Source organism: Kitasatospora albolonga (genome assembly GCA_002082585.1).
Taxonomy (GTDB): Bacteria; Actinomycetota; Actinomycetes; order Streptomycetales; family Streptomycetaceae; genus Streptomyces; species Streptomyces stephensoniae.
The window spans coordinates 2,659,142-2,684,467 of the sequence record CP020563.1 but is presented as its reverse complement, the minus strand read 5'-3'; the positions used below and the strand labels follow the sequence as shown (position 1 = coordinate 2,684,467).

The 25,326-nt window shown below is 71.9% G+C and carries 22 protein-coding genes; 18 read left to right on the top strand and 4 right to left on the bottom strand.

Going from position 1 to position 25,326, the window contains the following annotated elements; all coding sequences use genetic code 11:
• Nucleotides 1-9 precede the first annotated feature (9 nt).
• Nucleotides 10-861, top strand: a complete 852-nt coding sequence (gene fecE / locus B7C62_11595; GenBank protein ARF72848.1) for an iron-dicitrate transporter ATP-binding subunit — start codon at nucleotides 10-12, stop codon at nucleotides 859-861.
• Here the strand turns inward: fecE and B7C62_11590 are convergent.
• The gene (locus B7C62_11590) at nucleotides 809-2,176 is read right to left on the bottom strand and encodes an MFS transporter (GenBank protein ARF72847.1); all 1,368 of its coding nucleotides are present in this window, start codon (nucleotides 2,174-2,176) and stop codon (nucleotides 809-811) included. The genes fecE and B7C62_11590 overlap by 53 nt on opposite strands.
• A gap of 102 nt (nucleotides 2,177-2,278) precedes the next feature.
• Here B7C62_11590 and B7C62_11585 point away from each other — a divergent pair, with 102 nt between their 5' ends.
• Together B7C62_11585 and B7C62_11580 are read left to right on the top strand one after the other, a co-directional pair.
• The gene (locus B7C62_11585; protein ARF72846.1) at nucleotides 2,279-3,250 is read left to right on the top strand and encodes a LysR family transcriptional regulator; all 972 of its coding nucleotides are present in this window, start codon (nucleotides 2,279-2,281) and stop codon (nucleotides 3,248-3,250) included.
• Nucleotides 3,251-3,411: 161 nt separating this feature from the next.
• Nucleotides 3,412-4,095, top strand: a complete 684-nt coding sequence (locus B7C62_11580; GenBank protein ID ARF72845.1) for a hypothetical protein — start codon at nucleotides 3,412-3,414, stop codon at nucleotides 4,093-4,095.
• Between the two features lie 128 nt (nucleotides 4,096-4,223).
• Here B7C62_11580 and B7C62_11575 read toward each other — a convergent pair whose 3' ends face one another.
• Complete coding sequence (locus B7C62_11575; protein ID ARF72844.1) at nucleotides 4,224-4,409, bottom strand: hypothetical protein; 186 nt, start codon at nucleotides 4,407-4,409, stop codon at nucleotides 4,224-4,226.
• On the opposite strand from B7C62_11575, the gene B7C62_11570 reads away from it, so the two are divergent.
• The 4 genes from B7C62_11570 (at nucleotide 4,408) to B7C62_11555 (ending at nucleotide 10,679) form a co-directional block, all read left to right on the top strand.
• Nucleotides 4,408-6,528 (top strand): bi-functional transferase/deacetylase, encoded by a 2,121-nt coding sequence (locus tag B7C62_11570; GenBank protein ARF72843.1) that lies wholly within the window; start codon nucleotides 4,408-4,410, stop codon nucleotides 6,526-6,528. The two genes, B7C62_11575 and B7C62_11570, sit on opposite strands and share 2 nt — an antisense overlap.
• A gap of 68 nt (nucleotides 6,529-6,596) precedes the next feature.
• Nucleotides 6,597-7,802, top strand: a complete 1,206-nt coding sequence (locus B7C62_11565) for an acyltransferase (protein ARF72842.1) — start codon at nucleotides 6,597-6,599, stop codon at nucleotides 7,800-7,802.
• A gap of 148 nt (nucleotides 7,803-7,950) precedes the next feature.
• Nucleotides 7,951-9,291, top strand: a complete 1,341-nt coding sequence (locus B7C62_11560; protein ARF72841.1) for an MFS transporter — start codon at nucleotides 7,951-7,953, stop codon at nucleotides 9,289-9,291.
• A gap of 245 nt (nucleotides 9,292-9,536) precedes the next feature.
• Complete coding sequence (locus B7C62_11555; protein ID ARF72840.1) at nucleotides 9,537-10,679, top strand: uroporphyrinogen-III synthase; 1,143 nt, start codon at nucleotides 9,537-9,539, stop codon at nucleotides 10,677-10,679.
• Here B7C62_11555 and B7C62_11550 read toward each other — a convergent pair.
• Complete coding sequence (locus B7C62_11550) at nucleotides 10,631-11,263, bottom strand: GNAT family N-acetyltransferase (GenBank protein ID ARF72839.1); 633 nt, start codon at nucleotides 11,261-11,263, stop codon at nucleotides 10,631-10,633. The genes B7C62_11555 and B7C62_11550 overlap by 49 nt on opposite strands.
• A 92-nt stretch (nucleotides 11,264-11,355) precedes the next feature.
• Between B7C62_11550 and B7C62_11545 the strand changes: the two genes are divergently transcribed.
• The 6 genes from B7C62_11545 to B7C62_11520 all read left to right on the top strand — a co-directional run bounded on the left by B7C62_11545 (nucleotide 11,356) and on the right by B7C62_11520 (nucleotide 19,049).
• Nucleotides 11,356-12,072, top strand: coding sequence for a hypothetical protein (locus tag B7C62_11545; protein ID ARF72838.1), 717 nt, complete (start codon nucleotides 11,356-11,358; stop codon nucleotides 12,070-12,072).
• Nucleotides 12,073-12,137: 65 nt separating this feature from the next.
• Nucleotides 12,138-12,725, top strand: a complete 588-nt coding sequence (locus tag B7C62_11540) for an RNA polymerase subunit sigma (GenBank protein ID ARF72837.1) — start codon at nucleotides 12,138-12,140, stop codon at nucleotides 12,723-12,725.
• A gap of 287 nt (nucleotides 12,726-13,012) precedes the next feature.
• A complete protein-coding gene (locus B7C62_11535) occupies nucleotides 13,013-13,867 on the top strand; it encodes an RNA polymerase subunit sigma (GenBank protein ARF72836.1) in 855 nt (284 codons plus the stop codon).
• A 183-nt stretch (nucleotides 13,868-14,050) separates the two neighbouring features.
• Nucleotides 14,051-16,444 (top strand): helicase, encoded by a 2,394-nt coding sequence (locus tag B7C62_11530; GenBank protein ARF72835.1) that lies wholly within the window; start codon nucleotides 14,051-14,053, stop codon nucleotides 16,442-16,444.
• Between the two features lie 498 nt (nucleotides 16,445-16,942).
• Complete coding sequence (locus B7C62_11525) at nucleotides 16,943-18,379, top strand: NAD-dependent malic enzyme (GenBank protein ID ARF72834.1); 1,437 nt, start codon at nucleotides 16,943-16,945, stop codon at nucleotides 18,377-18,379.
• Between the two features lie 388 nt (nucleotides 18,380-18,767).
• On the top strand, nucleotides 18,768-19,049 hold the full coding sequence (locus B7C62_11520; GenBank protein ID ARF72833.1) for an integration host factor: 282 nt from the start codon (nucleotides 18,768-18,770) through the stop codon (nucleotides 19,047-19,049).
• Nucleotides 19,050-19,385: 336 nt separating this feature from the next.
• Here B7C62_11520 and B7C62_11515 read toward each other — a convergent pair whose 3' ends face one another.
• A complete protein-coding gene (locus B7C62_11515) occupies nucleotides 19,386-20,726 on the bottom strand; it encodes a UDP-N-acetylglucosamine 1-carboxyvinyltransferase (protein ARF72832.1) in 1,341 nt (446 codons plus the stop codon).
• Nucleotides 20,727-21,012: 286 nt separating this feature from the next.
• Between B7C62_11515 and B7C62_11510 the strand changes: the two genes are divergently transcribed.
• From B7C62_11510 to B7C62_11490, 5 genes are all read left to right on the top strand, one after another.
• Complete coding sequence (locus B7C62_11510; protein ARF72831.1) at nucleotides 21,013-21,573, top strand: hypothetical protein; 561 nt, start codon at nucleotides 21,013-21,015, stop codon at nucleotides 21,571-21,573.
• 30 nt (nucleotides 21,574-21,603) lie between these two features.
• Nucleotides 21,604-21,903 carry a hypothetical protein gene (locus B7C62_11505; protein ARF72830.1) on the top strand — a complete coding sequence of 100 codons (300 nt, stop codon included), beginning with the start codon at nucleotides 21,604-21,606 and terminating at the stop codon, nucleotides 21,901-21,903.
• Nucleotides 21,904-22,145: 242 nt separating this feature from the next.
• On the top strand, nucleotides 22,146-23,450 hold the full coding sequence (locus B7C62_11500; GenBank protein ARF72829.1) for an ABC transporter substrate-binding protein: 1,305 nt from the start codon (nucleotides 22,146-22,148) through the stop codon (nucleotides 23,448-23,450).
• A 2-nt stretch (nucleotides 23,451-23,452) separates the two neighbouring features.
• Entirely contained in the window at nucleotides 23,453-24,439 is a 987-nt protein-coding gene (locus B7C62_11495; protein ID ARF72828.1) for a sugar transporter, read from the top strand.
• Nucleotides 24,436-25,323 (top strand): sugar ABC transporter permease, encoded by an 888-nt coding sequence (locus tag B7C62_11490; protein ID ARF72827.1) that lies wholly within the window; start codon nucleotides 24,436-24,438, stop codon nucleotides 25,321-25,323. Before B7C62_11495 ends, B7C62_11490 begins: the two co-directional genes overlap by 4 nt.
• Nucleotides 25,324-25,326 lie beyond the last annotated feature (3 nt).

Sequence of the window (25,326 nt, the reverse complement as noted above, 5' to 3'; positions counted from 1 at the left end):
CCCCCTGCCATGACCCAGCTCCACGAAGCGCCTGTGGCCGGCCCCGCGCCCCACGCGCGCCTGCGTGCCGAGGACATCACCCTCGGCTACGACCGCCGGACCATCGCGGAGAACCTCTCCGTGGAGATCCCCGACGGCTCCTTCACCGTGATCGTCGGCCCCAACGCCTGCGGCAAGTCCACGCTCCTGCGCGGACTTTCGAAGCTGCTGCGCCCCAGCACCGGGCAGGTGGTCCTGGACGGGCGCGCCATCACCTCGTACAGGGCGAAGGAAGTGGCCCGCAGGCTCGGCCTGTTGCCGCAGACCTCGCTCGCCCCGGACGGCATCACCGTCGCCGACCTCGTCGCGCGCGGCCGCCACCCCCACCAGAAGCTGATCAAGCAGTGGTCGCGGGAGGACGAGGCGGCGGTCGTCCGGGCGATGGCGGAGACGAGCACCACCGAACTCTCCGCCCGCCCGGTCGACGAGCTGTCCGGCGGGCAGCGCCAGCGGGTCTGGGTGGCGATGGTGCTGGCCCAGGAGACCTCGCTGCTGCTGCTCGACGAGCCGACGACGTTCCTGGACATCGCCCACCAGATCGAGCTGCTGGAACTGTTCCGGCGGCTCAACCAGGAGGGCCGCACACTCGTCGCCGTTCTCCACGACCTGAACCAGGCCGCCCGCTACGGCACCCACGTCATCGCCATGAAGGACGGGGCCGTCGTCGCGCAGGGGCCGCCCGCCGAGCTGATCACCGAGGAGCTGGTGGAGGAGGTCTTCGCGCTGCCCTGCCGGGTCATCGAGGACCCCGTGGCGCACAGCCCGCTCGTCATCCCGCTGGGCTCGGCCGCCGCCACCCGTACGCCCCCGCCGCCGCGATGACCAGGGCCAGGGCCGCCGCGACCACCGGGGCCGCGTAGCCGGAGACCGTGCCCGCGTGCTCCACCAGCCAGCCGCCCGCCGCCGCCCCGGCCGCCACCCCGCCCAGCAGCGCGGTGACCGACAGCGTCATGCCCTCGTTCAACTGGCCCGGAGGGGTGGCCCGTTGGACCAGCGTCATGCCCGTGACCATGGTGGGCGCCGTCGCCGCGCCCGCCAGGAGGAGGCAGAGCGCCAGGACGGGCAGGGAGGTGGTGGAGGCGGCGGCCAGGAGGGGGAGGGACATCAGCGCCGTCATCCCCGTCAGGCAGAACAGCAGGCGGCGCCGGACGTTGCGGGCCGGGCGCAGCGAGCCGTAGAGCAGCCCCGCCGCGCAGGAGCCCGCCGCCTGGAGCGCCAGGATCGCGCCCCCGGCGTGGGCGATCGAGACGACCTCCAGCGAACCGAACACCGCCCCCGTGGCCAGGAACACCGCCAGCAGCGCGGGCATGCCCGGCAGGCGGAGCGGGGAGACGGCCGTACGCGTACGGGGGGTCGGCGGCGGTTCCGTCGCGCGCTGGGCGGCGAAGATCAGGACGCCCGTCAGCAGCAGGAACGCGCCCACCAGCGTGCCCGCCTCCGGGAACAGGCCCGCGCACAGCGTCGCCGCCAGGACCGGGCCCAGCATGAAGCAGAGCTCGTCCGCCGCCTGCTCGAAGGAGTTCGCGGTGTGCAGGGCCGCCGGGTCGCCCCGGTGGAGATGGGCCCAGCGGGCCCGGGACATCCCGCCGGTGTTGGGGGTCGTCGCGGTGGCGGCGTACGCGGCGAAAAGTGTCCAGGCCGGGGCGTCGTAGCGCACGCAGAGCACCAGCGCGAGGGAGCCGAGCACGGCGAGTACGGTCGCGGGCACGGCGACCCTGGCCTGCCCGTAGCGGTCCACCAGCCGGGCGGTGAAGGGCGCGACGACGGCCGTCGCGGCGAGCCCGGTCGCGGTGACCGCCCCGGCGAGGGCGTACGAGCCCCGGGACCCGGCGATCATGATGACCGCGCTGACGCCGAGCATCCCCATGGGGAGCCGGGCGATCAGGTTGCCGGTGGTGAACGCCTTGGCGCCGGGGGTGGCGAGGAGGCGGAGGTAGGGGTTGGCGGGGCCGGGGCGCGGTGTCTCCGGTGGCGGTGCGGCTTCGGGGGATGGTCGTTTCCGTACGTTCTCGGGTGACGATCTCTCCCGTACGCCCTCCGGAGCCGTGAGCGGGGCCGCGATCGGCTGGCCCCCTGCGACGGTGAGCAGCGCGGTGGAGGCAGGGGCGGAGGGGAGAGGGGCGGGGGATTTCGGCATGGGGACAGGCTCTCCGTGGCCCGCCGCCCCGGTCCAACACCTTCTTTCACCCCATTCACGCACCGCTGTTGTGAATCCCCCGCCGCGTTGTACATTCGCCGCGTGCCCACCCCCGACACCGACCCCCGGCTCCTGCGCGCCTTCCTCGCCGTCGCCGAGGAGCTGCACTTCACCCGGGCCGCCGCCCGCCTCTTCGTCGCCCAGCAGGCACTGAGCCGGGACATCCGCCGCCTGGAGCGCGAGCTGCGGGTGGAGCTCTTCGTCCGGACCACCCGGCAGGTCTCTCTCACCCCGGACGGCGAGCGCCTCCTGCCGTACGCCCGCCGGGTGCTCGACGCCCACGACGGGCTCGCCGCCGCCTTCGGCGGGGGCCCCGCCCGGCCGCTCCTCGTCGACCTGAACACCGACGGGATGACCGCCACCCGGGTCCTGGAGCGGGCCCGTGAGCTCGCGCCGGAGTGCGAGCTGATGGCGCGGTTCGAGTCCGGGCTGACCTGGGCCGCCTCCGAGATCCTGGCCGGGCGGCTGGACGTCTCCTTCGGCCGGGCCGCCGGGCTCGCCCCCGGGGTGCTCGCCCGGCTCTCCGTACAGCCCGTGCGGTACGAGCCGATGGCCCTGATGCTGCCCGTCTCTCATCCCCTCGCCGGGCGCGAGGTCATCCCCCTGTCCGAGCTGTCCGGGACGACCGTCTACGCGGGGGCGGGCAACGAGCGGACGCGGGAGTGGACGGACCTCGCCGCCCTGCTGTTCGCGGAATGGGACATCGAACTGGCCCCGCCCGTACCCCTCGCCGTGGGGGTGGCCGAATTTCAACGGGTCATGGCGAAGGGAGGCCACCCCGTACTGGCCGTGGTGGACTTCCCGCCGATGCCGGGAACCGTGCTGCGTCCGCTGATCGGGCCGGTTCCGCTTTCGCCTCTGGCGCTGGTCTGGCGCAAGGGGCTCGACCACCCCGGGGTAGACGCCCTACGCAGGGCTACTGACCAGTTGGTTAAAGAGAATCAGTGGCTCGCGCCGCCGTCCGGGGCATGGCTGCCCGAGGGGGATCTGTCACTGATGCGCAACCGTTCCTGATCAACTCCGTTCAGGGGCACTTGGGCGTCAATGTCGTGCGCTACATTCATCGTCCGGGTGCATGAATGCCAGTTCCCGTTGACGGGTGGGGGCCCGCTCAACAGTAAAGAACCGGTCATATTTCGGTGCCCGTTCCGTTGAGTGGGGGATGGGCTAGACCTGTGGAAAACTGGCGCGAAGGTGCTCGAACCGGGCACACGCACGAACCCAACGACGTCACGGTCCCGTTGGACGGCCTGGGACGGCAGCTCGCCGAGCTGCCCGGACAGCCCGCCCCGCCGGACGGCTCCGACGGCCCGGTCTTCGTGGACGAGAGCGGGCGGCGCAGCAAGACCTACCGCAGGCTCGGCTGGGTGGTCGCCTCGCTCTGTGCCGCGTACGCCGTGACGCTGGTCTTCGCCGTCCTCGGCGGCAACTCCACCGCCCCCTGGCTCCCGCTCTCCGGGCCCCAGGAAGAGGCGAAGGCGGAGGAGGCCGAGGTACGGCCCGCACCCAGCGAGACGCCCGACCCGGCCGAGGTCTCCGACGGGACACCGGCCCCCTCGGGCTCCGCCGCCCCGGACCCGACGGCCTCCGGCGGCACCACCGCCTCTCCCAGCCCCGTCCTCGTCCCCGCCGGGTCCACCGGCCGCCCCACGGCGTCCGTCTCCCTCACGCCCTCGGCCGACACCGGCACCGGTACCGGCGGCACCGAAGCCACCCGCAAGCCCGCCCCGTCGGCCTCCGCCGTCAAACCGTCCGTCCCGCCGACACAGCCGAGCCCCGAACCCGAGCCGCCCGGCGAGACCGAGCAGCCGCCCGTGGAACCCTCCGAATCGCCGGTGCTGGAAGAGAGCGCTCCGTAAATGACACACCCCGCCCCGCGGGGCAGGAACGACCGGCCGGAGTGGCCTGGGGTCCGGTACACCGGCCCGCAGGCGCCCGGACCTCAGACGACCGGCCCTTACCAGCCCGGACCCCACGCGCCCGGATCTCACCCGCCCGGCTCCCAGGCACCCGCAGGCCCGCGCACCGCGCACCAGCAGAGCCCGCACACGCAGAGCCCGCAGAGCCCGCACACGCACAACGCGGGCAAGCAGAGCACGCACAACGCGGGCAAGCCGAGCACACGCAAGCGCAACGCGCGGAAGCGGAACCGTCCGCGCAAGAAGCTCCCCATGCGCTACCTCCTGCCCGTCACGCTGCTGGTCGCCCTGCTCGCCATGCTGATGCTGCGCGGTTACGTGAACAGCGAGATCCTCGCCGACCACCGGGTCCGGCCGCCCGCGCCCACCACCCAGGTGCCGGAGGAGGTCCTCACCGGCGGGCCCGTCATCGACGCCCGCTCCGCCGAGGTGAAGACCCTGTCCGTCCCGGACCGCCGGGTCGTCCTCACCTTCGACGACGGACCCGACCCGGTCTGGACGCCGCGCGTGCTGGACAAGCTGAAGGAGTACGACGCCCACGGCGTCTTCTTCGTCACCGGCACCATGGCCGCCCGCCACCCGGACCTGGTCCGGCGGATGGTCGACGAGGGCCACGAGATCGGCCTGCACACCTTCAACCACCCCGACCTCTCCTACCAGTCCACCAGCCGCATCGACTGGGAGCTCTCCCAGAACCAGCTGGCGCTCGCGGGCGCGGCCGGGGTGCGGACCTCGCTGTTCCGGCCGCCGTACTCCTCGTACTCCGCAGCCATGGACAACAAGTCGTGGCCGGTCACCCGGTACATCGGCAGCCGTGGTTACCTCACCGTCGTCAACAACACCGACAGCGAGGACTGGAAGCGCCCCGGCGTCGACGCCATCGTCGAGCGCGCCACCCCCAAGGGCGGCAAGGGCGCCATCGTCCTGATGCACGACTCCGGCGGCGACCGCTCGCAGACCGTGGCCGCGCTCGACCGGATGCTCCCCGACCTCCAGGAGAAGGGCTACGCCTTCACCCGGCTCACCACCGCGCTGGACGCCCCGAGCGCGCACACCCCGGTCAGCGGGTTCGCGCTCTGGAAGGGCAAGGCGTTCGTCTCCGCCGTCAGCGTCTCGGAGAAGGTCACCGGCGTCCTGGTCGTGGGCCTCGCCGCCATCGGCGTACTCGTCCTGGCCCGGTTCGCCCTGATGCTGCTCCTCTCCTTCCTGCACGCCCGCAAGGTGCGCCGCAGGAACTTCACCTGGGGCGAGCCCCTCACCCGCCCGGTCTCCGTCCTCGTGCCCGCGTACAACGAACGCGAGTGCATCGAGGCCACCGTGCGCTCGCTGGCCGTCAGCGAGCACCCGATCGAGATCATCGTCATCGACGACGGCTCCACCGACGGCACCGCCGACCTCGTCGAGGCGATGCGGCTGCCGGGCGTACGGGTGGTGCGCCAGCAGAACGCGGGCAAGCCGGCCGCCCTCAACAACGGCATCCGGCACGCCCGTTACGACATCGTCGTGATGATGGACGGCGACACCGTCTTCGAACCGGCCACCGTCCGCGAGCTGGTCCAGCCCTTCGCCGACCCCCGGGTCGGAGCCGTCGCGGGCAACGCCAAGGTCGGCAACCGGGACTCCCTCATCGGTGCCTGGCAGCACATCGAGTACGTGATGGGCTTCAACCTGGACCGCCGGATGTACGACGTGCTGGGCTGCATGCCCACCATCCCCGGCGCCGTCGGGGCGTTCCGCCGCGAGGCCCTGGAGCGGGTCGGCGGGATGAGCGAGGACACCCTCGCCGAGGACACCGACATCACGATGGCCCTCCACCGGGACGGCTGGCGCGTGGTCTACGCGGAGAACGCCCGCGCCTGGACCGAGGCGCCGGAGTCCGTGCAGCAGCTCTGGTCCCAGCGCTACCGGTGGTCGTACGGCACCATGCAGGCCATCTGGAAGCACCGCCGCGCGGTCATCGAGCGCGGGCCGTCGGGCCGCTTCGGGCGGGTCGGGCTGCCGTTCGTCTCCCTCTTCATGGTCGTCGCCCCGCTGCTGGCACCCCTCATCGACGTGTTCCTGCTGTACGGGCTGGTCTTCGGCCCGACCGGCAAGACCGTGGCCGCGTGGTTCGGCGTGCTGGTGGTGCAGGCGGTCTGTGCCGCGTACGCGTTCCGGCTGGACAAGGAGCGGATGATCCACCTGGTCTCGCTGCCGCTCCAGCAGATCCTGTACCGGCAGCTCATGTACGTCGTGCTGCTCCAGTCGTGGATCACCGCTCTCACCGGAGGGCGGCTGCGCTGGCAGAAGCTGCGCCGCACCGGGGTCGTGGAGGCGCCCGGCGGGGTCTCGGCGCAGCGCCCGGCCGCCCCTGAACGGAGGCCCGTCGGATGAGCTCAGCCACTGTGCCGACCGGGCCGCCGTCGGGGACACCCTCTGGTCCTGCCGGGCCGCCTTTCAGGATGCCGGTCCAGCCCGCCGGGACGCCCGCCGCGGCTCCCGTACCGGATCTCGCCGCGGCTCCCGCCCCGGCGGGGAAGCCCGGCCCCGGCCGGGACCGCTATCTCGACCTGCTCCGGGCCGTCGCCCTGTTCCGCGTGGTGATCTACCACATCTTCGGCTGGGCCTGGCTGACCATCCTCTTCCCGTCCATGGGCGTGATGTTCGCCCTGGCCGGTTCGCTGATGGCCCGCTCGCTGAGCCGCCCCGCGTGGGGCGTCATCCGGGGCCGGGTCCGCCGTCTGCTGCCGCCCATGTGGGCCTTCTCGGCCGTCGTCGTACCGATGATGTTCGTCCTGGGCTGGCAGCCGGTGAAGGAGGAGGGGCTGTGGTGGTTCGCCAAGCTGGCCTGGTACGTCTTCCCCGTCGGCGCGCCCCCGTTCCCCTGGACCAGCGGTGACCACGCCGGTCTGCTGGAGGAGACCTGGGCCGTGCAGGCGGCGGGCCCGCTCTGGTACCTCCGCGCCTACCTCTGGTTCGTCCTCGCCTCGCCCCTGCTGCTGCGGGCGTTCCGCAGGCTGCCCTGGGTGACCCTGCTCGCCCCGCTCGGCCTGACCGCCGTGATCGGCACCGGCCTGGTGAACATCCCCGGCGAGACCGGCAACGCGCTCACCGACTTCGCGGTCTTCGGCTCCTGCTGGGTCCTCGGATTCGCCCACCACGACGGCCTGTTCAAGGAGGTCCCGCGCTACCTCACCGTCTCCCTGGCCGCCATCGTCATGGGCTTCGGGCTCTGGTGGGCCTCCGGGCACCTCACCGAGGACGGCTGGGACCTCAACGACATCCCGCTCGCCCAGGCGGCCTGGTCGCTCGGGTTCTGCGTGATCCTGCTCCAGTACGCCCCGTCCTGGCGGGAACTCCCCGGCAGGCTGGCCCGTTTCGACCGCCTGGTCACGCTCGCCAACAACCGGGCCGTGACGATCTACCTCTGGCACAACCTGGTGATCCTGGCGACGATCCCCGTCATCGACCTCCTGTGGAAGATCCCGTTCGTGGACGCCCACCTGGGGTCGGCGGTGGAAGCCGGGTACACCCTGCTCATGACGCTGCTGGTCTGGCCGCTGATCGGGCTGGTGATCCTCTGCGTCGGCTGGGTGGAGGACGTGGCGGCCAGGCGAAGGCCCAGGCTCTGGCCGAACGGGTCGGCGGCCGGGAGCCGCCGCCGGTAGCCATCTCACCGGGCCGCCCCCGGCCCGGTGAGAGCAAGGTTGCCCACCGGTCACCTCACGGCACCGCACCGAAACGCGCGCTCCCTAGCGTCGGGACCACACCCCGGAGCGACGGGGACACCACCCCGACCCCCTGTGGAGGCGCGTGATGGCAGGCCGCTGGATCGAGACCTGGGAGCCGGAGGACGAGACGTTCTGGCGGGAGAAGGGCGAGCGCGTCGCCCGCCGCAACCTCTGGTTCTCCGTGCTCTCCGAGCACATCGGATTCTCCATCTGGACGCTGTGGTCGGTGATGGTCCTGTTCATGGGACCGGAGTACGGCGTCGACCCGGCCGGGAAGTTCTTCCTGATCTCCACCGCCACCCTGGTCGGGGCGCTGGTGCGGGTGCCGTACACGTTCGCCGTCGCCCGGTTCGGCGGGCGCAACTGGACGATCTTCAGCGCGGTGAGCCTGCTGGCCCCGACGCTGGCCGCGTTCTGGGTGATGGAGCCGGGGACCTCGTACGGCACCTTCGTGGCGGTCGCCGCGCTCACCGGGATCGGCGGCGGCAACTTCGCCTCCTCGATGACCAACATCAACGCCTTCTTCCCGCTCCGCGAGAAGGGCTGGGCACTGGGCCTCAACGCGGGCGGCGGCAACATCGGCGTCCCCGTCGTCCAGCTCGTCGGCCTCCTCGTCATCGGCACCCTCGGCGCGGCCCACCCCCGGCTCGTGCTCGGGGTGTACATCCCGCTGATCGTGGTGGCCGCCGTCTGCGCCGCGCTGTACATGGACAACCTCCGGCCCGTACGCAACGACACCGGGGCCGCGCTGGAGGCCGCCCGCGATCCGCACACCTGGATCATGTCGGCGCTCTACATCGGCACCTTCGGCTCGTTCATCGGCTACAGCTTCGCCTTCGGCCTGGTCCTCCAGACCCAGTTCGGCCGCACCCCGCTCCAGGCGGCCTCGCTCACCTTCATCGGCCCGCTGCTGGGCTCCCTGATCCGCCCGGTCGGGGGCCGTCTCGCCGACCGGCACGGCGGCGCCCGGGTCACGCTGGCCGCCTTCGCCGCGATGGGGGCCGCCACCGCCCTCGTCATCCACGCCTCCGCCACCGCCTCCCTCCCCGTCTTCCTCGTCGGCTTCACCGCCCTGTTCGTCCTGACGGGGCTCGGCAACGGATCGACGTACAAGATGATCCCGGGCATCTTCCACGCCCAGGCGATCGAGAAGGGGCTCCAGGGCGAGGCGGCGGCCGCCCACGGACGGCGGCTCTCCGGCGCGGCCATGGGGTTCATCGGGGCCGTCGGCGCCCTCGGCGGCCTCGCCATCAACCTCGCCTTTCGCCAGTCCTTCCAGACCTCCGGCACCGGCACCGCCGCCTTCTGGTCCTTCCTCGCCTTCTACGCGGTCTGCTCCGCGATCACCTGGGCGGTATACCTTCGCCGCCCCGCGCCCGTACCCGCGCAACCCACGAAGCCGCAGATCGGTTACGCAGAGGTGTAGGGAGCGACGGCCCGGCGGCGAGCGACGTAACGGGAGGGAAATGCGGGGGAACCGAGCCTGTCACGCACCGTTGGCAGTCTCGGGCCTCCGCACATCGCGTACGTGTACGTGTACGGGTGGGACCGCACAGCACGTACGCGTACGGGCGGGACCGCACAGCACGCACGTGTACGGGCGGGACCACAGCGCCTACCAGCGGGATCACCTCGCACACCAGCGGGACCACGGGAGCCGGGGAACACGCCATGCAGGACGACGACACGACGCACGGCCCCCTCGCGGGCTTCACGGTCGGGGTGACCGCGGCCCGCCGCGCCGAGGAACTCGCCACCCTCCTCAAGCGGCGCGGCGCCGCCGTCCAGCACGCCCCCGCCCTGCGGATCGTGCCGCTCGCCGACGACAGCGAACTCCTCGCCGCGACCAGGGAACTGATCGGCCGGGCCCCCGACGTGGTGGTCGCCACCACCGCCATCGGCTTCCGGGGCTGGGTGGAGGCCGCCGACGGCTGGGGCATCGGCGACGCGCTCCTGGAGCGGCTGCGCGGCGTCGAACTCCTCGCCCGGGGTCCCAAGGTCAAGGGCGCGGTCCGGGCCGCCGGGCTGACCGAGGCATGGTCGCCCGGGTCCGAATCGATGGCCGAAGTCCTCGACCGGCTCCTCGCCGAGGGCGTCGCGGGCCGCCGCATCGCCCTCCAGCTGCACGGCGAACCGCTCCCCGGCTTCATCGAGTCCCTCCAGGCGGCGGGCGCCGAGGTCGTCGGCGTCCCCGTCTACCGCTGGATGCCCCCGCAGGACATCGCCCCGCTCGACCGGATGCTCGACGTCACCGCCGCCCGCGCCCTGGACGCCGTCACCTTCACCAGCGCCCCCGCCGCCGCCTCGTTCCTGGGCCGCGCTGAGGTCCGCGGGCTGCTCCCGGAGATCCTGGGGGCGCTGCGCGACGACGTCCTGGCCGCCTGCGTCGGACCGGTCACCGCACTCCCGCTCCAGGCCCGGTCCATCCCCACCGTCCAGCCCGAACGCTTCCGCCTCGGCCCCCTCGTCCAGCTCGTCTGCGCCCAACTCCCCACCACCGCCCGGGTCCTGCCCGTCGCCGGTCACCGCGTGGAGATCCGGGGCCACGCGGTGCTCGTCGACGACGAACTGCGCGCGGTACCGCCCGCGGGCATGGCCCTCCTGCACGCCCTGGCCCGCCGCCCCGGCTGGGTGGTGGCCCGCGCCGAACTGCTGCGCGCCCTGCCCGGCAGCGGCACCGACGAACACGCGGTGGAGACGGCGATGGCCCGGCTGCGCTCCGCGCTGGGGGCGCCCAGGCTGATCCAGACCGTCGTCAAACGCGGCTACCGGCTCTCGCTGGACCCGGCGGGGGACACGTCGGGCGGGCGGTGAGCGGCGCCGCTCCCGTACGCCGTCGACGGCGCCTCGCGCACATGCAGATGGCCGTCGAGCGGGAACTCCGGCGGCAGCGCGTCCAGCAGCTCCGCGAACGCGTAACCGGATTTCTCCGCCACCCGGCAGGACGCCACGTTGTCCACCTGGTGCAGCAACTCCAGCCGGACCAGACCCTCTTCGGCGAAGGCCGCGAACGCCCAGGCGGTGAGCGCCTCCAGCGCCCGGGGCGCCACGCCCCGCCCACGCGCCCACGCCGCCGTCCAGTACCCCACCTCGGCCCGCTCCGGGCCCGGACCCGGCCGCTTCAGCGCGAGGTTGCCGACCAGCTCCCCGCCCCGCGAGACATCCGTCACGGCGAAGCCGAACCGGGTCCCGGACGCCCACCCCGCACGCTGTGACTCCAGCCAGCGGGCGGCCTCTTCGGGCGTGGAGACGGGCAGCCGCACCCACTGCCGCATCACCGGATCGTCGTACGCCTTCAGCAGCGCCGGTACGTCCTCCTCGCGCCAGGGCCGCAGCAGCAGCCCGTCGGCCGTGAGGGTGAGGTCCGCCCCGGCCGCTGTTTCCCCGTGTCCGCTCATGGCCGCCACGGTAGCGGGGGTGACGTGCGGGCCCGGCGGGGGCACTCTGGAGGGTGGCATCCGACCGGTGACCCCGAGGCGGTGACAGGCTCATGGCGGCGGGCAGGGGCGCGTACGTGTGGCGGTTCGACTCCGGCCGGATCTGCCTCGACCTGGTGGCCACCGGGCCCGGCGGCGCGGGGCGCGGCGGCCGTGAACAGCTCGACGGGCCGGGGCGGTTGGCCGACTGGCTGACCGCCGCCCGGCTCGTCCCGCCGGGCACCGCGCTGACCGCCCTGGACACCACCTGGCTGACCCGCTTCCGGGAGCTGCGGGCGGACGTGGAGCGGTTGATGGTGGCCCAACTGGCCTCTTGTGGCACTCCGGTTGAATCGGTGGTGCCCCAACTCGGCTGTAAGGGCGAGAGGGGCGCTCTGGACCGGGTCAACTCCCTTGCCGCCGCCGCTCCGCCGGGGCCGCGCGCGGTGCGGGGTGAGGGCGGGGCGCTGGTACGGACCCTGAGCGCCGAACCCGACTGCGCGGGGCTCCTGGCGGTCGTGGCGCGGGACGCGGTGGACCTGCTCACCGACCCGGTGGCGCGGGCCGCGCTGCGCCGCTGCGCGGGCGGGGCGTGCGACCGGCTCTACCTGGACACCTCGCGCGGGGGCCGTCGGCGGTGGTGCTCCGGCGAGGTCTGCGGCAACCGCGAACGGGTCGCCCGGCACCGGCGCCGTACCGCCGGAAGCGCCCCGGTGGAAAGACCCGCGGGCGCCCCGGTGGAGAGGCCCGGAGGTGCCCCGGAGGAAAAGAATCCGCCCGTCGTTGAATGATCCGGTGCCCGCCCCCGTATCCATGGCGGAAGAGATCCACACGGGGTCTCGACCGGGAGGTTCGGGTGCGCAAGGATGCGGCCGTGGCCGATGACCGTCCGCACAGGGCTCGACATCGCAGTGAGCCGCCTACGCCCCCGGCCGGGATACCCGACGAGGAGCTGATGCGGGCGCTCTACCGCGAGCACGCCGGGCCGCTGCTCGCGTACGTCCTCCGGCTGGTGGCGGGCGACCGCCAGCGGGCCGAGGACGTCGTGCAGGAGACGCTCATCCGTGCCTGGAAGAACGCCGGCCGGCTCAACCGGGCCACCGGTTCCGTCCGCCCCTGGCTGGTGACGGTCGCCCGGCGCATCGTCATCGACGGCCACCGCAGCCGGCAGGCCCGGCCGCGCGAGGTCGATCCGTCGCCGCTGGAGGTCATTCCCGCGGAGGACGAGATCGACAAGGCGCTGTGGCTGATGACGCTCTCGGACGCGCTGGAAGATTTGACGCCCGCGCATCGGGAAGCATTGGTCGAGACCTACTTCAAAGGACGTACGGTCAATGAGGCGGCCGAAGTACTGGGCATCCCCAGCGGGACGGTACGGTCCCGGGTCTTCTACGCACTCCGTTCGATGAAGCTCGCACTCGAAGAGAGGGGGATCACGGCATGAGCGACCAGCAGTGGCAGCCGTTCGGGCCCCGGACTCCGGGCCCCCGTATGCCCACCGGTCCCTCGCACCCCCCACGTCCCCCGTATCCCGCGGGTCCTGCACACCCCTCAGGGCCCGCGTACCTCTCCACCCCCGGCTACGGCACGGACCCCGGGCACTCCTCCGGCCCCAGGCACCCCGACGGCTCCGGACGTCCCGACGGCCCCGGGCACTCCTCCGGCCCCGGACGCCCCAACGGCCTCGGGCACGCCGACAGCCCCGGCTACGGCACGGACCCCGGACGCCCCATGAGCCCCGGACCCCCCAACGGCCCCCGGTATCCCGCTGGTTCCGGCGGTCCCACCGGCCCCGGGCCGTCCTTCCCCGGCGGCTCCGAAGGGTCCGAGCACGACGCGGCGGCCGCCTATGTCCTGGGCATCCTGGACGACGCGCAGGCGAGCGACTTCGAGGCCCATCTCGCCGGATGCGCCCGGTGCTCCGCGCACCTCGACGAGTTCGCCGGGATGGAGCCCATGCTCGCGATGCTGGCCGAGGCCCCGGCGTCCCTGCCCGGCGCCCGCCCCGTACCGCACGTGCCCGAGCGGCCCGCGCCGAAGGTGCTCGGCGGGCTGATGGACGAGGTCGCGCACCGGCGGCACCGGCGGACGAAGCGCAGCCGGTATCTCATCGCCGCTGCCGCCGCCCTGATCATCGGCGGGCCGGTCGCCGCCGTCGCCGTCACCGGGGGCGACGAGGGCGGCGACCGCTCCGTCGCCGTCGGGGGCCCGCACCCCACCAGCCCGGCCGAGGACGCCTTCTTCCAGCACATGACGGAGAAGGTGTCGGCGAGCGACCCCACCACCCGGGTCGGCGCGACGGTCGGGATGGAGGAGAAGGCGTGGGGCACCCACACGGTCCTGGAGCTGAAGAACGTCAAGGGGCCGCAGAAGTGCACCCTGATCGCCATCTCCAAGACCGGTGAGGAGGAGGTCGTCACCTCCTGGTCCGTCCCGAAGTGGGGGTACGGCATCGAGGACTCGGCGCACGCCTCGGCGCGGAGCCCGCTGTACGTGCACGGCGGCGCGGCGATGGCCCGCGAGGACATCGACCGCTTCGAGGTGCGTACGTTCGACGGGGAGCGGCTGGTGGAGATCGGCGCCTGAGCGGACCCGGCCGCTCCGGCGCGTAACTCCGGCCCTTGAGACCCCGTCCCGTAACTCCGGCCCGTGACCCGGAACGCGTTCCACGCCGGGGCCGCGTTCCGGCCCGCTTTCCGACGCGCAATCGCAACACTCGCGACGCGGGCGACAGGTGCGCGAGGGCCCCCCTTCGCATAGGGTTGACGGCTGCCCAGTGCACGTCAGAAGGGGGCCTCGGTGGCCGCGCAGGATGCCGCTGTCGATTCGCTGCGGGACCGGGAGACCGGTGTCGAACAGGATCATCTGGACCGCGTTTACCACCGTCTCGAAGAGAAGATCGACGAGGCGGAATTTCTCATGCACGACGCCGTCAAACGCGGGCAGGTCGGCACGCCCGGCGCCCTCGCCGAGCGGGACGCCCAGGTCTTCCGGGCGGGCGTCCACCTCAACCGGCTGAACAGCGAGTTCGAGGACTTCCTCTTCGGGCGGATCGACCTGCTCCTCGGCAAGGACGGCGAGCGCGGCCCGGACGGCGCGTACACCTCCGTCGAGCCGGCCGACGACGCCGTACGCGAGGACGCCACCGCCGATATCGCCGAGACGCTCCACATCGGCCGCATCGGGGTCCTGGACTCCGACTACGCGCCGCTGGTGATCGACTGGCGGGCCCCGGCCGCCGCCCCGTTCTACCGCTCCACCCCGAAGGAGCCCGGCCGCGTCGTACGCCGCCGGGTCATCCGTTCCAAGGGCCGCAGGGTCCTGGGGGTCGAGGACGACCTGATGCGCCCGGAGCTGACGGCGTATCTGGGCGGCGAGAAGCTGCCGGTGATCGGCGACGGCGCCCTGATGGCCGCCCTCGGCCAGGCCCGCAGCCACACCATGCGGGACATCGTTGCCTCCATCCAGGCCGAACAGGACCTGGTCATCCGGGCCCCCGCCGCCTCCGTCACCGAGGTCACCGGCGGCCCCGGCACCGGCAAGACGGCCGTCGCCCTGCACCGGGCCGCCTACCTCCTCTACCAGGACCGGCGGCGGTACGCGGGCGGCATCCTGATCGTCTCGCCGACCCCGCTCCTGGTCGCGTACACCGAAGGCGTGCTGCCCTCGCTCGGAGAGGAGGGCCAGGTCGCGATCCGCGCGATCGGCTCGCTCACCGAGGAGGCGACCGGGCCGGAGGGCGCCACCGCCTACGACGAACCGGCCATCGCCCGGATCAAGGGCTCCTCCCGGATGCTCCACGTGCTGCGCAAGGCGGCCCGGGGCGCGCTGGAGGTGCCGCGGCCGGTGCACGAGGGCGGTCAGCTCGCCTTCGAGGACGAGCCCGCCCCGGCCACCCCCACCCGGCTGAGGGTCGTCGCCTTCGGAGCCCGTATCGAGCTGGAGGCCGACGAGCTCCGGCGCATCCGGCACAACGTGCTCGGCGGCACCGCCCCCGTCAACCTGCTGCGCCCGCGCGCCCGCAAGCTGCTGCTGGACGCCCTGTGGAGCAAGTCCTCGGGGCGCGGCCGCTACACGGACCCGCAGCTGGTGGCGGAGCTGCGGTCGTCCTTCGACGAGGACGTCTCCACCGAGACGCCGTTCCTGGAGTTCCTGGACGCGTGGTGGCCCGAGCTGACCCCGCGTCGGGTGCTGGCCGCGATGGCCGACGAGAAGCGGCTGGCCCGCTGGTCCCGCCGCATCCTCAACCAGGGCGAGGTGCGCCGCCTGGCCCGCTCCCTGAAGCGGCTGGACACGGCCGACGGCAGCGGCCCCCTCTCCGTCCACGACGTGGCGCTGCTGGACGAGCTCCAGGCGCTGCTGGGCACGGTGGCCCGGCCGAAGCGGAAGCGCGAGATGGACCCGCTGGACCAGCTCTCCGGCCTGGAGGAGCTGATGCCGCAGCGCGAGGAGACCCAGTGGGAGCGGGCCGAGCGGCTCGCGGCGGAGCGCACGGAGTACGCCCACGTCATCGTCGACGAGGCACAGGACCTGACGCCCATGCAGTGGCGGATGGTGGGCCGCCGGGGCCGCCACGCCACCTGGACGGTCGTCGGCGACCCGGCCCAGTCCTCCTGGTCCGACCCGGACGAGGCGGCCGCCGCCCGGGACGAGGCGCTCGGCTCCCGGCCGCGCCGCCGCTTCACCCTCACCGTCAACTACCGCAACCCGGCCGAGATCGCGGAGCTGGCCGCGAAGGTGCTGGCGCTGGCCATGCCGGGCATGGAGTCCCCGTCGGCGGTGCGCTCGACCGGGGTGGTGCCGCGCTTCGAGCCCGTACGGGACGGGGATCTGGCCGCCACGGTCCGGGAGGAGGCGCGCCGGCTGCTGGCGGAGGTGGACGGCACGGTCGGTGTGGTCGTGGCGATGGACCGGCGCGCCCAGGCCCGCGAGTGGCTGGCGGAGCTGGGCGAGCGGGTGGTGGCGCTGGGCAGCCTGGAGGCGAAGGGGCTGGAGTACGACGCCACGGTGGTCGTCTCGCCCGCGGAGATCGCGGACGAGTCCCCGGCCGGGCTGCGGGTGCTGTACGTGGCGCTGACCCGGGCCACGCAGCAGCTGACGGTGGTGTCGGGGGAGCGGGACATGCCGGACGGGGACGGGGTGCCGGACCTGCTGAGGGACTGACCCGGGTCCGCTGCCGAGGGGCTGATCCGGACCTGCTGAGGGACTGCCGGGGGCAACCGCACGGTGGCCGATCGGGTGGTCGGAACAGGTTTCGCGGGTCAACCCGCCGCACGGGAATCACTTCTCCGGGGTCTTTGTTACCGTGGTACTGGCACCGGCTCGATCCAAGCCCCCGGGCCCAACCTTCGTCGCTTCGAGCGACCACTTGCCGCGAGGCGAGCATGGCGGGTCGGTGCCACCTGACTGAGGAAAAAAGACAGGCCCGCGTCACCTGATGGTGGCGCGGGCCTGTTCTCGTTCCTGGGGGGCGGCAGGGGTCTTTCCGGCCGTTGGGGGTTCCGCCGAACGGGTGACTTCTCGTATGGTGGAAAATACTTTCCGAAAGGCGGCACTCATTACCGGCTACCAGTCGGTAGGTGCGACGATTCGGGAAGCGTGACCGGAACGAGGGTTCCGGATGCGAAGCAATGAAGCTTGAGGAAAGCGAAGGACTCGGCCATGGCAACGGCGCCCAGCGTCTCGTACTCGATGACGGTCAGGCTGGAGGTGCCCGCGAGCGGCACCGCGGTCTCCCAGCTCACCACGGCCGTCGAGTCCTCCGGAGGCTCGGTCACCGGCCTCGACGTCACCGCGTCCGGCCACGAGAAGCTGCGGATCGACGTCACGATCGCCGCCACCTCCACCTCGCACGCGGACGAGATCGTCGAGGGTCTGCGCGACATCGAGGGCGTCATCCTGGGCAAGGTCTCCGACCGTACGTTCCTGATGCACCTCGGCGGCAAGATCGAGATGGCGTCCAAGCACCCCATCCGCAGCCGTGACGACCTCTCGATGATCTACACCCCCGGCGTCGCCCGGGTCTGCATGGCCATCGCCGAGAACCCCGAGGACGCGCGCCGCCTCACCATCAAGCGCAACTCCGTCGCAGTCGTGACGGACGGCTCCGCCGTGCTCGGCCTCGGCAACATCGGCCCGATGGCCGCGCTGCCCGTCATGGAGGGCAAGGCGGCCCTCTTCAAGCGGTTCGCGGGCATCGACGCCTGGCCGATCTGCCTGGACACCCAGGACACCGACGCGATCGTCGAGATCGTCAAGGCGATCGCCCCCGGCTTCGCGGGCATCAACCTGGAGGACATCTCCGCCCCCCGCTGCTTCGAGATCGAGGCCCGGCTGCGCGAGGCCCTGGACATCCCCGTCTTCCACGACGACCAGCACGGCACCGCCATCGTCGTCCTGGCCGCCCTGACCAACGCCCTGCGCGTGGTGGGCAAGAGCATCGGTGACGTACGGGTCGTCATGTCCGGTGCCGGAGCGGCCGGTACGGCCATCCTGAAGCTGCTGATCGCCGCCGGTGTCAAGCACGCCGTGGTGGCCGACATCCACGGTGTCGTGCACGCCGGGCGCGAGGACCTGGTCGCCGCCGACCCCGACTCGCCGCTGCGCTGGATCGCCGACAACACCAACCCCGAGGGCGTCACCGGCACCCTCAAGGAGGCCGTCGTCGGCGCGGACGTCTTCATCGGTGTCTCCGCCCCGAACGTGCTGAACGGCGACGACGTCGCGGCGATGGCGGACGGCGCGATCGTGTTCGCGCTCGCGAACCCGGACCCCGAGGTCGACCCGGCGGTCGCCCGCGAGACGGCCGCCGTCGTGGCCACCGGACGCTCCGACTTCCCCAACCAGATCAACAATGTGCTGGTCTTCCCGGGTGTCTTCCGCGGTCTGCTGGACGCCCAGTCCCGCACCGTCAACACGGAGATGATGCTCGCCGCCGCCGGAGCCCTCGCCGACGTGGTCGGTGAGGACGAGGTCAACGCGAACTACATCATCCCCTCGGTCTTCAACGACAAGGTCGCCGGTGCGGTCGCCGGAGCCGTCCGCGCCGCCGCCAAGGCCGCCGCGGGCGCCGGAACGGCTTCCTCCGCAGCCGTCTGACCCCGCCTCTCCCACCCCTGTTTCGCGGCCCCTCCCAGGGGTACGCGCGGGACACCCCGGGCCGCACCCGCCCGTGCCGTACGGCGCGTCGCGGGTCGCGGCGCCCCAAACGCCCCTTTAGGGTGGGCGGGCAGTGGGCCCCGCGGGGCCCGGCATCCGCTGCGGACCGCTAAGGGAAGCCGACGGAACGTCACCACGAGCAGACAGTGGCGCTTTTCGTTGACCCTGAAGGGTTCCGGATTGGCTTTCCCGCCGCAGGTGGGGGCAGGATGCGTAATCGGGCGCGAGGGTCTGACATCAGACCCGGGTCCGGGGACTGTCAGAGGGCCCTGGCAGCATCGGCTTCGATCTCACGCCTCACAGGCAAGAAGAACACGGGAGTAACAACATGAACCGCAGTGAGCTGGTGGCCGCCCTGGCCGACCGTGCCGAGGTGACCCGCAAGGACGCCGACGCCGTGCTGGCCGCGCTCGCCGAGACCGTCGGTGAGATCGTCGCCAAGGGCGACGAGAAGGTCACCATCCCCGGCTTCCTGACCTTCGAGCGCACCCACCGTGCCGCTCGCACCGCGCGCAACCCGCAGACCGGCGACCCGATCAACATCCCGGCCGGCTACAGCGTGAAGGTCTCCGCGGGCTCGAAGCTCAAGGAAGCCGCCAAGGGCAAGTAACCCCACAGGCGCAACAGAGGGCGGCCACCCCCGACCAGGGGTGGCCGCCCTCGCGCATGCCGGGGGCACATGCGGGCCGCTCATGCCCCCGTGCGCGGTGCGGGCCCCCGGGTGCCACCGGCGTACGGGCGGGGCGCCCCGGGGCCGTTGAGGGGCCGCCTCGGGCACCTGCGGCGCCTGACGGCCCGTGCGAGCGCTTGCCCCGGCTCCCGCGCGCCCGGGAGCCGGGTCCGTGCGAGCCCGGGAGCCGGGTCCGGAAAGCCCGGTGCCCCGGCCCCCTCAGGGGGACCGGGGCACCGGTTGGCGCAGTGCTGTGTGCGGCAGCACTGTGCGGGGTCAGACCAGGGAACCGCCCGGCAGCTCCACCTTCGCGCCGAGCTTCTCCAGCTTCTCCATGAAGTTCTCGTAACCCCGGTTGATCAGGTCGATGCCGTGCACCCGGGAGGTCCCCTGGGCCGCCAGCGCCGCGATCAGGTACGAGAAGCCGCCGCGCAGGTCGGGGATGACCAGATCGGCGCCCTGGAGCTTCGTCGGTCCGGAGACGACCGCCGAGTGCAGGAAGTTGCGCTGGCCGAAGCGGCAGTCCGAGCCGCCCAGGCACTCGCGGTACAGCTGGATGTGCGCACCCATCTGGTTGAGCGCGGAGGTGAAGCCGAGCCGCGACTCGTACACCGTCTCGTGGACGATGGAGAGCCCCGCGGCCTGCGTCAGCGCCACCACCAGGGGCTGCTGCCAGTCGGTCTGGAAGCCGGGGTGGACGTCCGTCTCCAGCGCGATGGCGTTGAGCGCGCCGCCCGGGTGCCAGAAGCGGATGCCCTCGTCGTCGATCTCGAAGGCACCGCCGACCTTGCGGTAGGTGTTGAGGAAGGTCATCATCGAGCGCTGCTGGGCGCCGCGCACATAGATGTTGCCCTCGGTCGCCAGCGCCGCCGACGCCCAGGAGGCCGCCTCCAGGCGGTCCGGGAGCGCCCGGTGGGTGTATCCGTCGAGCTTGTCGACACCGGTGATCCGGATGGTCCGGTCGGTGTCCATGGAGATGATCGCGCCCATCTTCTGCAGTACGCAGATGAGGTCCTCGATCTCCGGCTCGACGGCCGCGTTGGACAGCTCGGTGACGCCCTCGGCGAGGACGGCGGTGAGCAGCACCTGCTCGGTGGAGCCCACCGAGGGGTACGGCAGCCGGATCTTGGTGCCGCGCAGCCGGTGCGGGGCCTCCAGGTACTGGCCGTCCGCCCGCTTCTCGATGGTCGCGCCGAACTGGCGGAGCACCTCGAAGTGGAAGTCGATCGGCCGGCCGCCGATGTCGCAGCCGCCCAGGCCCGGGATGAAGGCGTGGCCGAGGCGGTGCAGCAGGGGGCCGCAGAAGAGGATCGGGATGCGCGACGAGCCCGCGTGGGCATCGATGTCAGCGACGTTCGCGCTCTCGACGTGCGAGGGGTCGAGGATCAGTTCGCCCGGCTCGTCGCCGGGGCGGACGGTGACGCCGTGCAGCTGGAGGAGCCCCCGGACCACCCGTACGTCACGGATGTCGGGAACGTTGCGGAGGCGGCTCGGCCCGCTGCCGAGCAGCGCGGCGACCATGGCCTTCGGCACCAGGTTCTTGGCGCCTCGGACGCGGATCTCGCCCTCCAGCGGGGTGCCGCCGTGGACAAGCAGGACATCGTCTGTGCCGGTCATGTATCTCGCGTTCCGGAGTGGTCGGGCAGGGGGCCAACGAAAAGGGTAATGGCCTCCTACCCCCCTTCCGTAAGGCGAAGGGGGGTGTACGAACGTCATGAATCCGCCACAACACCCTCCGCGCACCCGATCTTGCGGAGGGTCACCGTCCGGATGGCCCCCGGATACCGCCCGCGCGGTGCGCTCCCCGTGCCTCCGTGCGCCCTGAGCTGCGCTCGCTCCACCGATGGGGGCATCACGGCCGCCCGGCCCCCGCGAAGGGCGAAGATGCGGGATCATTTCTGCCATGACGGAGGTGTCCTCGCTCACAGGGCGACTGCTCGTGGCCGCGCCCGCCCTCGCGGACCCGAATTTCGACCGCGCGGTGGTGCTCCTCCTCGACCACGACGAGGAGGGCTCCCTCGGCGTGGTCCTGAACCGCCCGACCCCGGTCGGCGTCGGTGACATCCTCGGCCCCTGGGCCGGGCTGACCGGTGAGCCGGACGTGGTCTTCCAGGGCGGCCCGGTCTCGCTGGACTCGGCGCTCGGCGTCGCGGTGATCCCCGGCGGCGAGGGCCCCCTCGGCTGGCGCCGGGTGCACGGGGCGATCGGTCTGGTCGACCTGGAGACCCCGCCGGAGCTGCTCGGACCCGCCCTCGGCTCGCTGCGGATCTTCGCCGGGTACGCGGGGTGGGGCCCGGGTCAACTCGAGGGCGAGCTGACCGAGGGTGCGTGGTACGTGGTCGAGTCCGAGCCCGGCGACGTCTCCTTCACCCGCCCCGAGCGCCTCTGGCGTGCGGTGCTGCGCCGCCAGCGCAGCGAGCTCGCGATGATCGCCACGTATCCGGACGACCCTTCGCTCAACTGAAGGCACCTTCTTTCAGTACCCTTGGCGGTTATGAGCACTCTTGAGCCCGATCGCGGGGCAGGTACGGGGACCCTCGTAGAGCCGACGCCGCAGGTGTCGAGGGGCGACGGCGACCACGAGCGCTACGCCCACTACGTCCAGAAGGACAAGATCATGGCGAGCGCCCTGGAGGGCACTCCCGTGGTCGCGCTGTGCGGCAAGGTCTGGGTGCCGGGGCGCGACCCCAAGAAGTACCCGGTCTGTCCGATGTGCAAGGAGATCTACGAGTCCATGGGCGCCGGCGGCGACAAGGACAAGGGCAAGGGCGGCAAGGACAAGGGCAAGAAGTAGGGCCCGGCTCCTCTCAGGTTCCACGGTCCCCGGTACGCGCGGTTGACGCGCGTACCGGGGACCTTTGCGTTTCCGGTGACGGACCGTGACCGAACGCTCGCGTTGCACGGGCTGCTCCCGCTGGTCACAGAGTGGTGGAGACCACTTGTCGGCACCGGAACCGGCCCTTACTCTCCTGCCAGTTGTGCAGAACGAAACGCACGTTGCACATAATGCAACGCATGACCGGTAGGGGTTCCCGGATGAAGCTTTCTGCCCGAATTGCCGCCCCCGTCGCGGCGCTTGTGCTGGCGGGCCTCACCGCCACCGCCTGTGCGCCGCAGACCTCCGACACCAGTGCCAAGGGTGACGAGAAGAGCGGCACTCTCCGTGTCTGGCTCTTCCAGGAGGTCGGCAACAAGCCCAAGGAGAAGGTCGTCAACGACGCGGTCGCCGCGTTCGAGAAGAGCCACCAGGGCACCGAGGTCAAGGTCGAGTACATACCCGTCGACACCCGCGCCCAGCGCATCAAGGCCGCCTTCAACGACCCCAAGAGCGCCCCCGACCTCATCGAGTACGGCAACAGCGACACCGCCGGATACGTCAAGGACGGCGGACTGGCGGACGTGACCGCGGAGTTCGACGCCTGGGACGAGGCCAGGGACACCGACCCGATCGCCAAGCAGTCGGTCACCGTCGGCGACAAGGTCTACGGAGCGCCCTTCTTCGTCGGCGTACGCGCCCTCTACTACCGCACCGACGTCTTCAAGGACCTCGGCATCGATCCCCCCAAGTCCCAGGCTGAGCTGATCTCCACGGCCAAGAAGATCCGCAAGGCCAAGCCCGACCTCTACGGCCTCGCGGTCGGCGGCGCCTACACCTACGGCGCGATGCCCTTCATCTGGTCCCACGGCGGCGAGATCGCGGGCGAGACCGGTGGTACGTACAAGTCCGGCATCAACAGCGAGAAGGCCCGCAAGGGCATCGAGGCGTACACCTCGCTCTTCGGCGACGACAACTGCCCGGCCGCCAAGTGCGCCTCCATGGGCGGCAACGCCACCGTCACCGCCTTCGCCTCCGGCAAGGCCGCCATGGCGATCGGCGGCGACTTCAGCCACGCGGCCGTCGAGGCGGGCTCGGTCAAGGGCAAGTACGCCGTCGTCCCGCTGCCCGGCGTCGCGGAGAACTCCATCGCCCCCGCCTTCGCGGGCGGCAACAACATCGGCGTCCTCAAGAGCAGTTCGCACCGCACCCTCGCCGTCGATCTGATGAAGTCGCTGACCAGCAAGAAGACCCAGGCCGAGATGTTCGACGCGATGGGCTTCCTGCCCACCTACACCGACGTCCTGGACAACGCCGCCAGGAAGCAGCCCTTCGTCGCCCCGTTCGTCCGGACCCTCGGCGCGGGCGCCAAGTTCGTCCCCGCCTCGCCCGCCTGGGGCCAGATCGACGCCTCCCTCGTCCTGCCGACCATGTTCCAGGAGATCGTCTCGGGCCGTAAGGACGTGGCGCAGGCCGCGGACGACGCGGCGAAGAAGATGGACGCGGCCTTCACCGACGCGGGCTGACCATGACCACGCACACCCCGCCCCTCAAGGCCCCGGCCGCCGCGGCGGCCGGGGCGGGCACCGGCACCCCCGCCGGCCGCCCGCCCCGGCGCCGCCGGTCCGCCTCGCCCCGGCACCACTCCGGCTGGACCCCCTGGCTCTATCTGCTGCCCGCCCTCGTCCTGCTGGCCGGGCTCCTCGTCTACCCGATCTACCAGCTCGGCCTGATCTCGTTCCTGGAGTACACCCAGGCCCAGGTCAGCGGCGGCGAACCCACCACCTTCAAGGGCTTCGACAACTACGCCACCCTCTTCAACGACAGCCAGTTCTGGCAGGTCCTCCTCGCCACCGTCCTCTTCGCCGCCGCCTGCGTGGTCTCCACGCTCGTCGTCGGCTGCGCCATGGCCGTCCTGCTCACCCGCATCCGCGCCCTGCCCCGGCTCGCGCTGATGATGGCCGCGCTCGGCGCCTGGGCCACCCCCGCGATCACCGGCTCGACGGTCTGGGTCTTCCTCTTCGACCCCGACTTCGGACCCGTGAACAAGGTGCTCGGCCTCGGTGACTTCTCCTGGACGTACGGCCGCTACAGCGCCTTCGCGCTCGTACTCCTCGAAGTCCTGTGGTGCTCGTTCCCGTTCGTCATGGTCACCGTGTACGCGGGCATCCGGGCCATCCCCACCGAGGTGCTGGAGGCCGCCTCGCTGGACGGCGCGTCCCAGTGGCGGATCTGGCGGACCATCATGGCGCCGATGCTCAAGCCCATCCTGATCGTCGTCACCATCCAGTCGATCATCTGGGACTTCAAGGTCTTCACCCAGATCTACGTCATGACCAACGGCGGCGGCATCGCCGGCCAGAACCTGGTGCTCAACGTGTACGCGTACCAGAAGGCGTTCGCGTCCTCGCAGTACAGCCTCGGCTCGGCGATCGGCGTCGTGATGCTGGTGATCCTGCTGGCCGTCACGCTGGTCTATCTGCGCCTGGTGCGGCGCCAGGGGGAGGAACTGTGAGCGCGACGACCGACCACACCGTACGAGGCGGCGCACGCCGCATCCGTACGCTGCTCCGGGTCAAGCGGCCCGGCCGGCTGGCCGCCGAGGCCGCCGCCCTGCTGATCGCCGTGGCGGTCGCCTTCCCCCTCTACTGGATGGTGCTCTCCGCGTTCAAACCGGCCGGGGAGATCCAGTCCACCGACCCCCGGCCCTGGACGCTCGCGCCCTCGCTCGACTCGTTCCGCCGGGTCTTCGAACAGCAGGACTTCGGCCGCTACTTCCTCAACAGCCTGCTGGTGGCGGGCACGGTCGTCATCCTCTCGGCGCTGATCGCCTTTCTCGCCGCCACCGCCGTGACCCGCTTCCGCTTCAAGTTCCGCACCACCCTGCTGATCATGTTCCTGGTTGCGCAGATGGTGCCGGTGGAGGCGCTGACCATCCCGCTGTTCTTCCTGATGCGGGACTTCGGCCAGCTCAACACGCTCGGTTCGCTGATCCTGCCGCACCTCGCCTTCTCGCTGCCCTTCGCCATCTGGATGCTGCGCGGCTTCGTCAGGGCGGTCCCCGAAGCCCTGGAGGAGGCCGCCTACATCGACGGGGCCAGCCGCACCCGCTTCCTGTGGCAGATCCTCTTCCCGCTGGTCTTCCCGGGGCTCGTGGCGACGAGCGTCTTCTCCTTCATCACCACCTGGAACGACTTCCTGTTCGCGAAGTCCTTCATCATCAGCGACACCTCGCAGTCGACCCTCCCGATGGCGCTGCTGGTCTTCTTCAAACCGGACGAGAACGACTGGGGCGGGATCATGGCGGCCTCGACCGTGATGACCATTCCCGTCCTCGTCTTCTTCGTACTCGTACAGCGACGCCTGGTCTCCGGACTGGGCGGAGCGGTAAAGGACTGACGT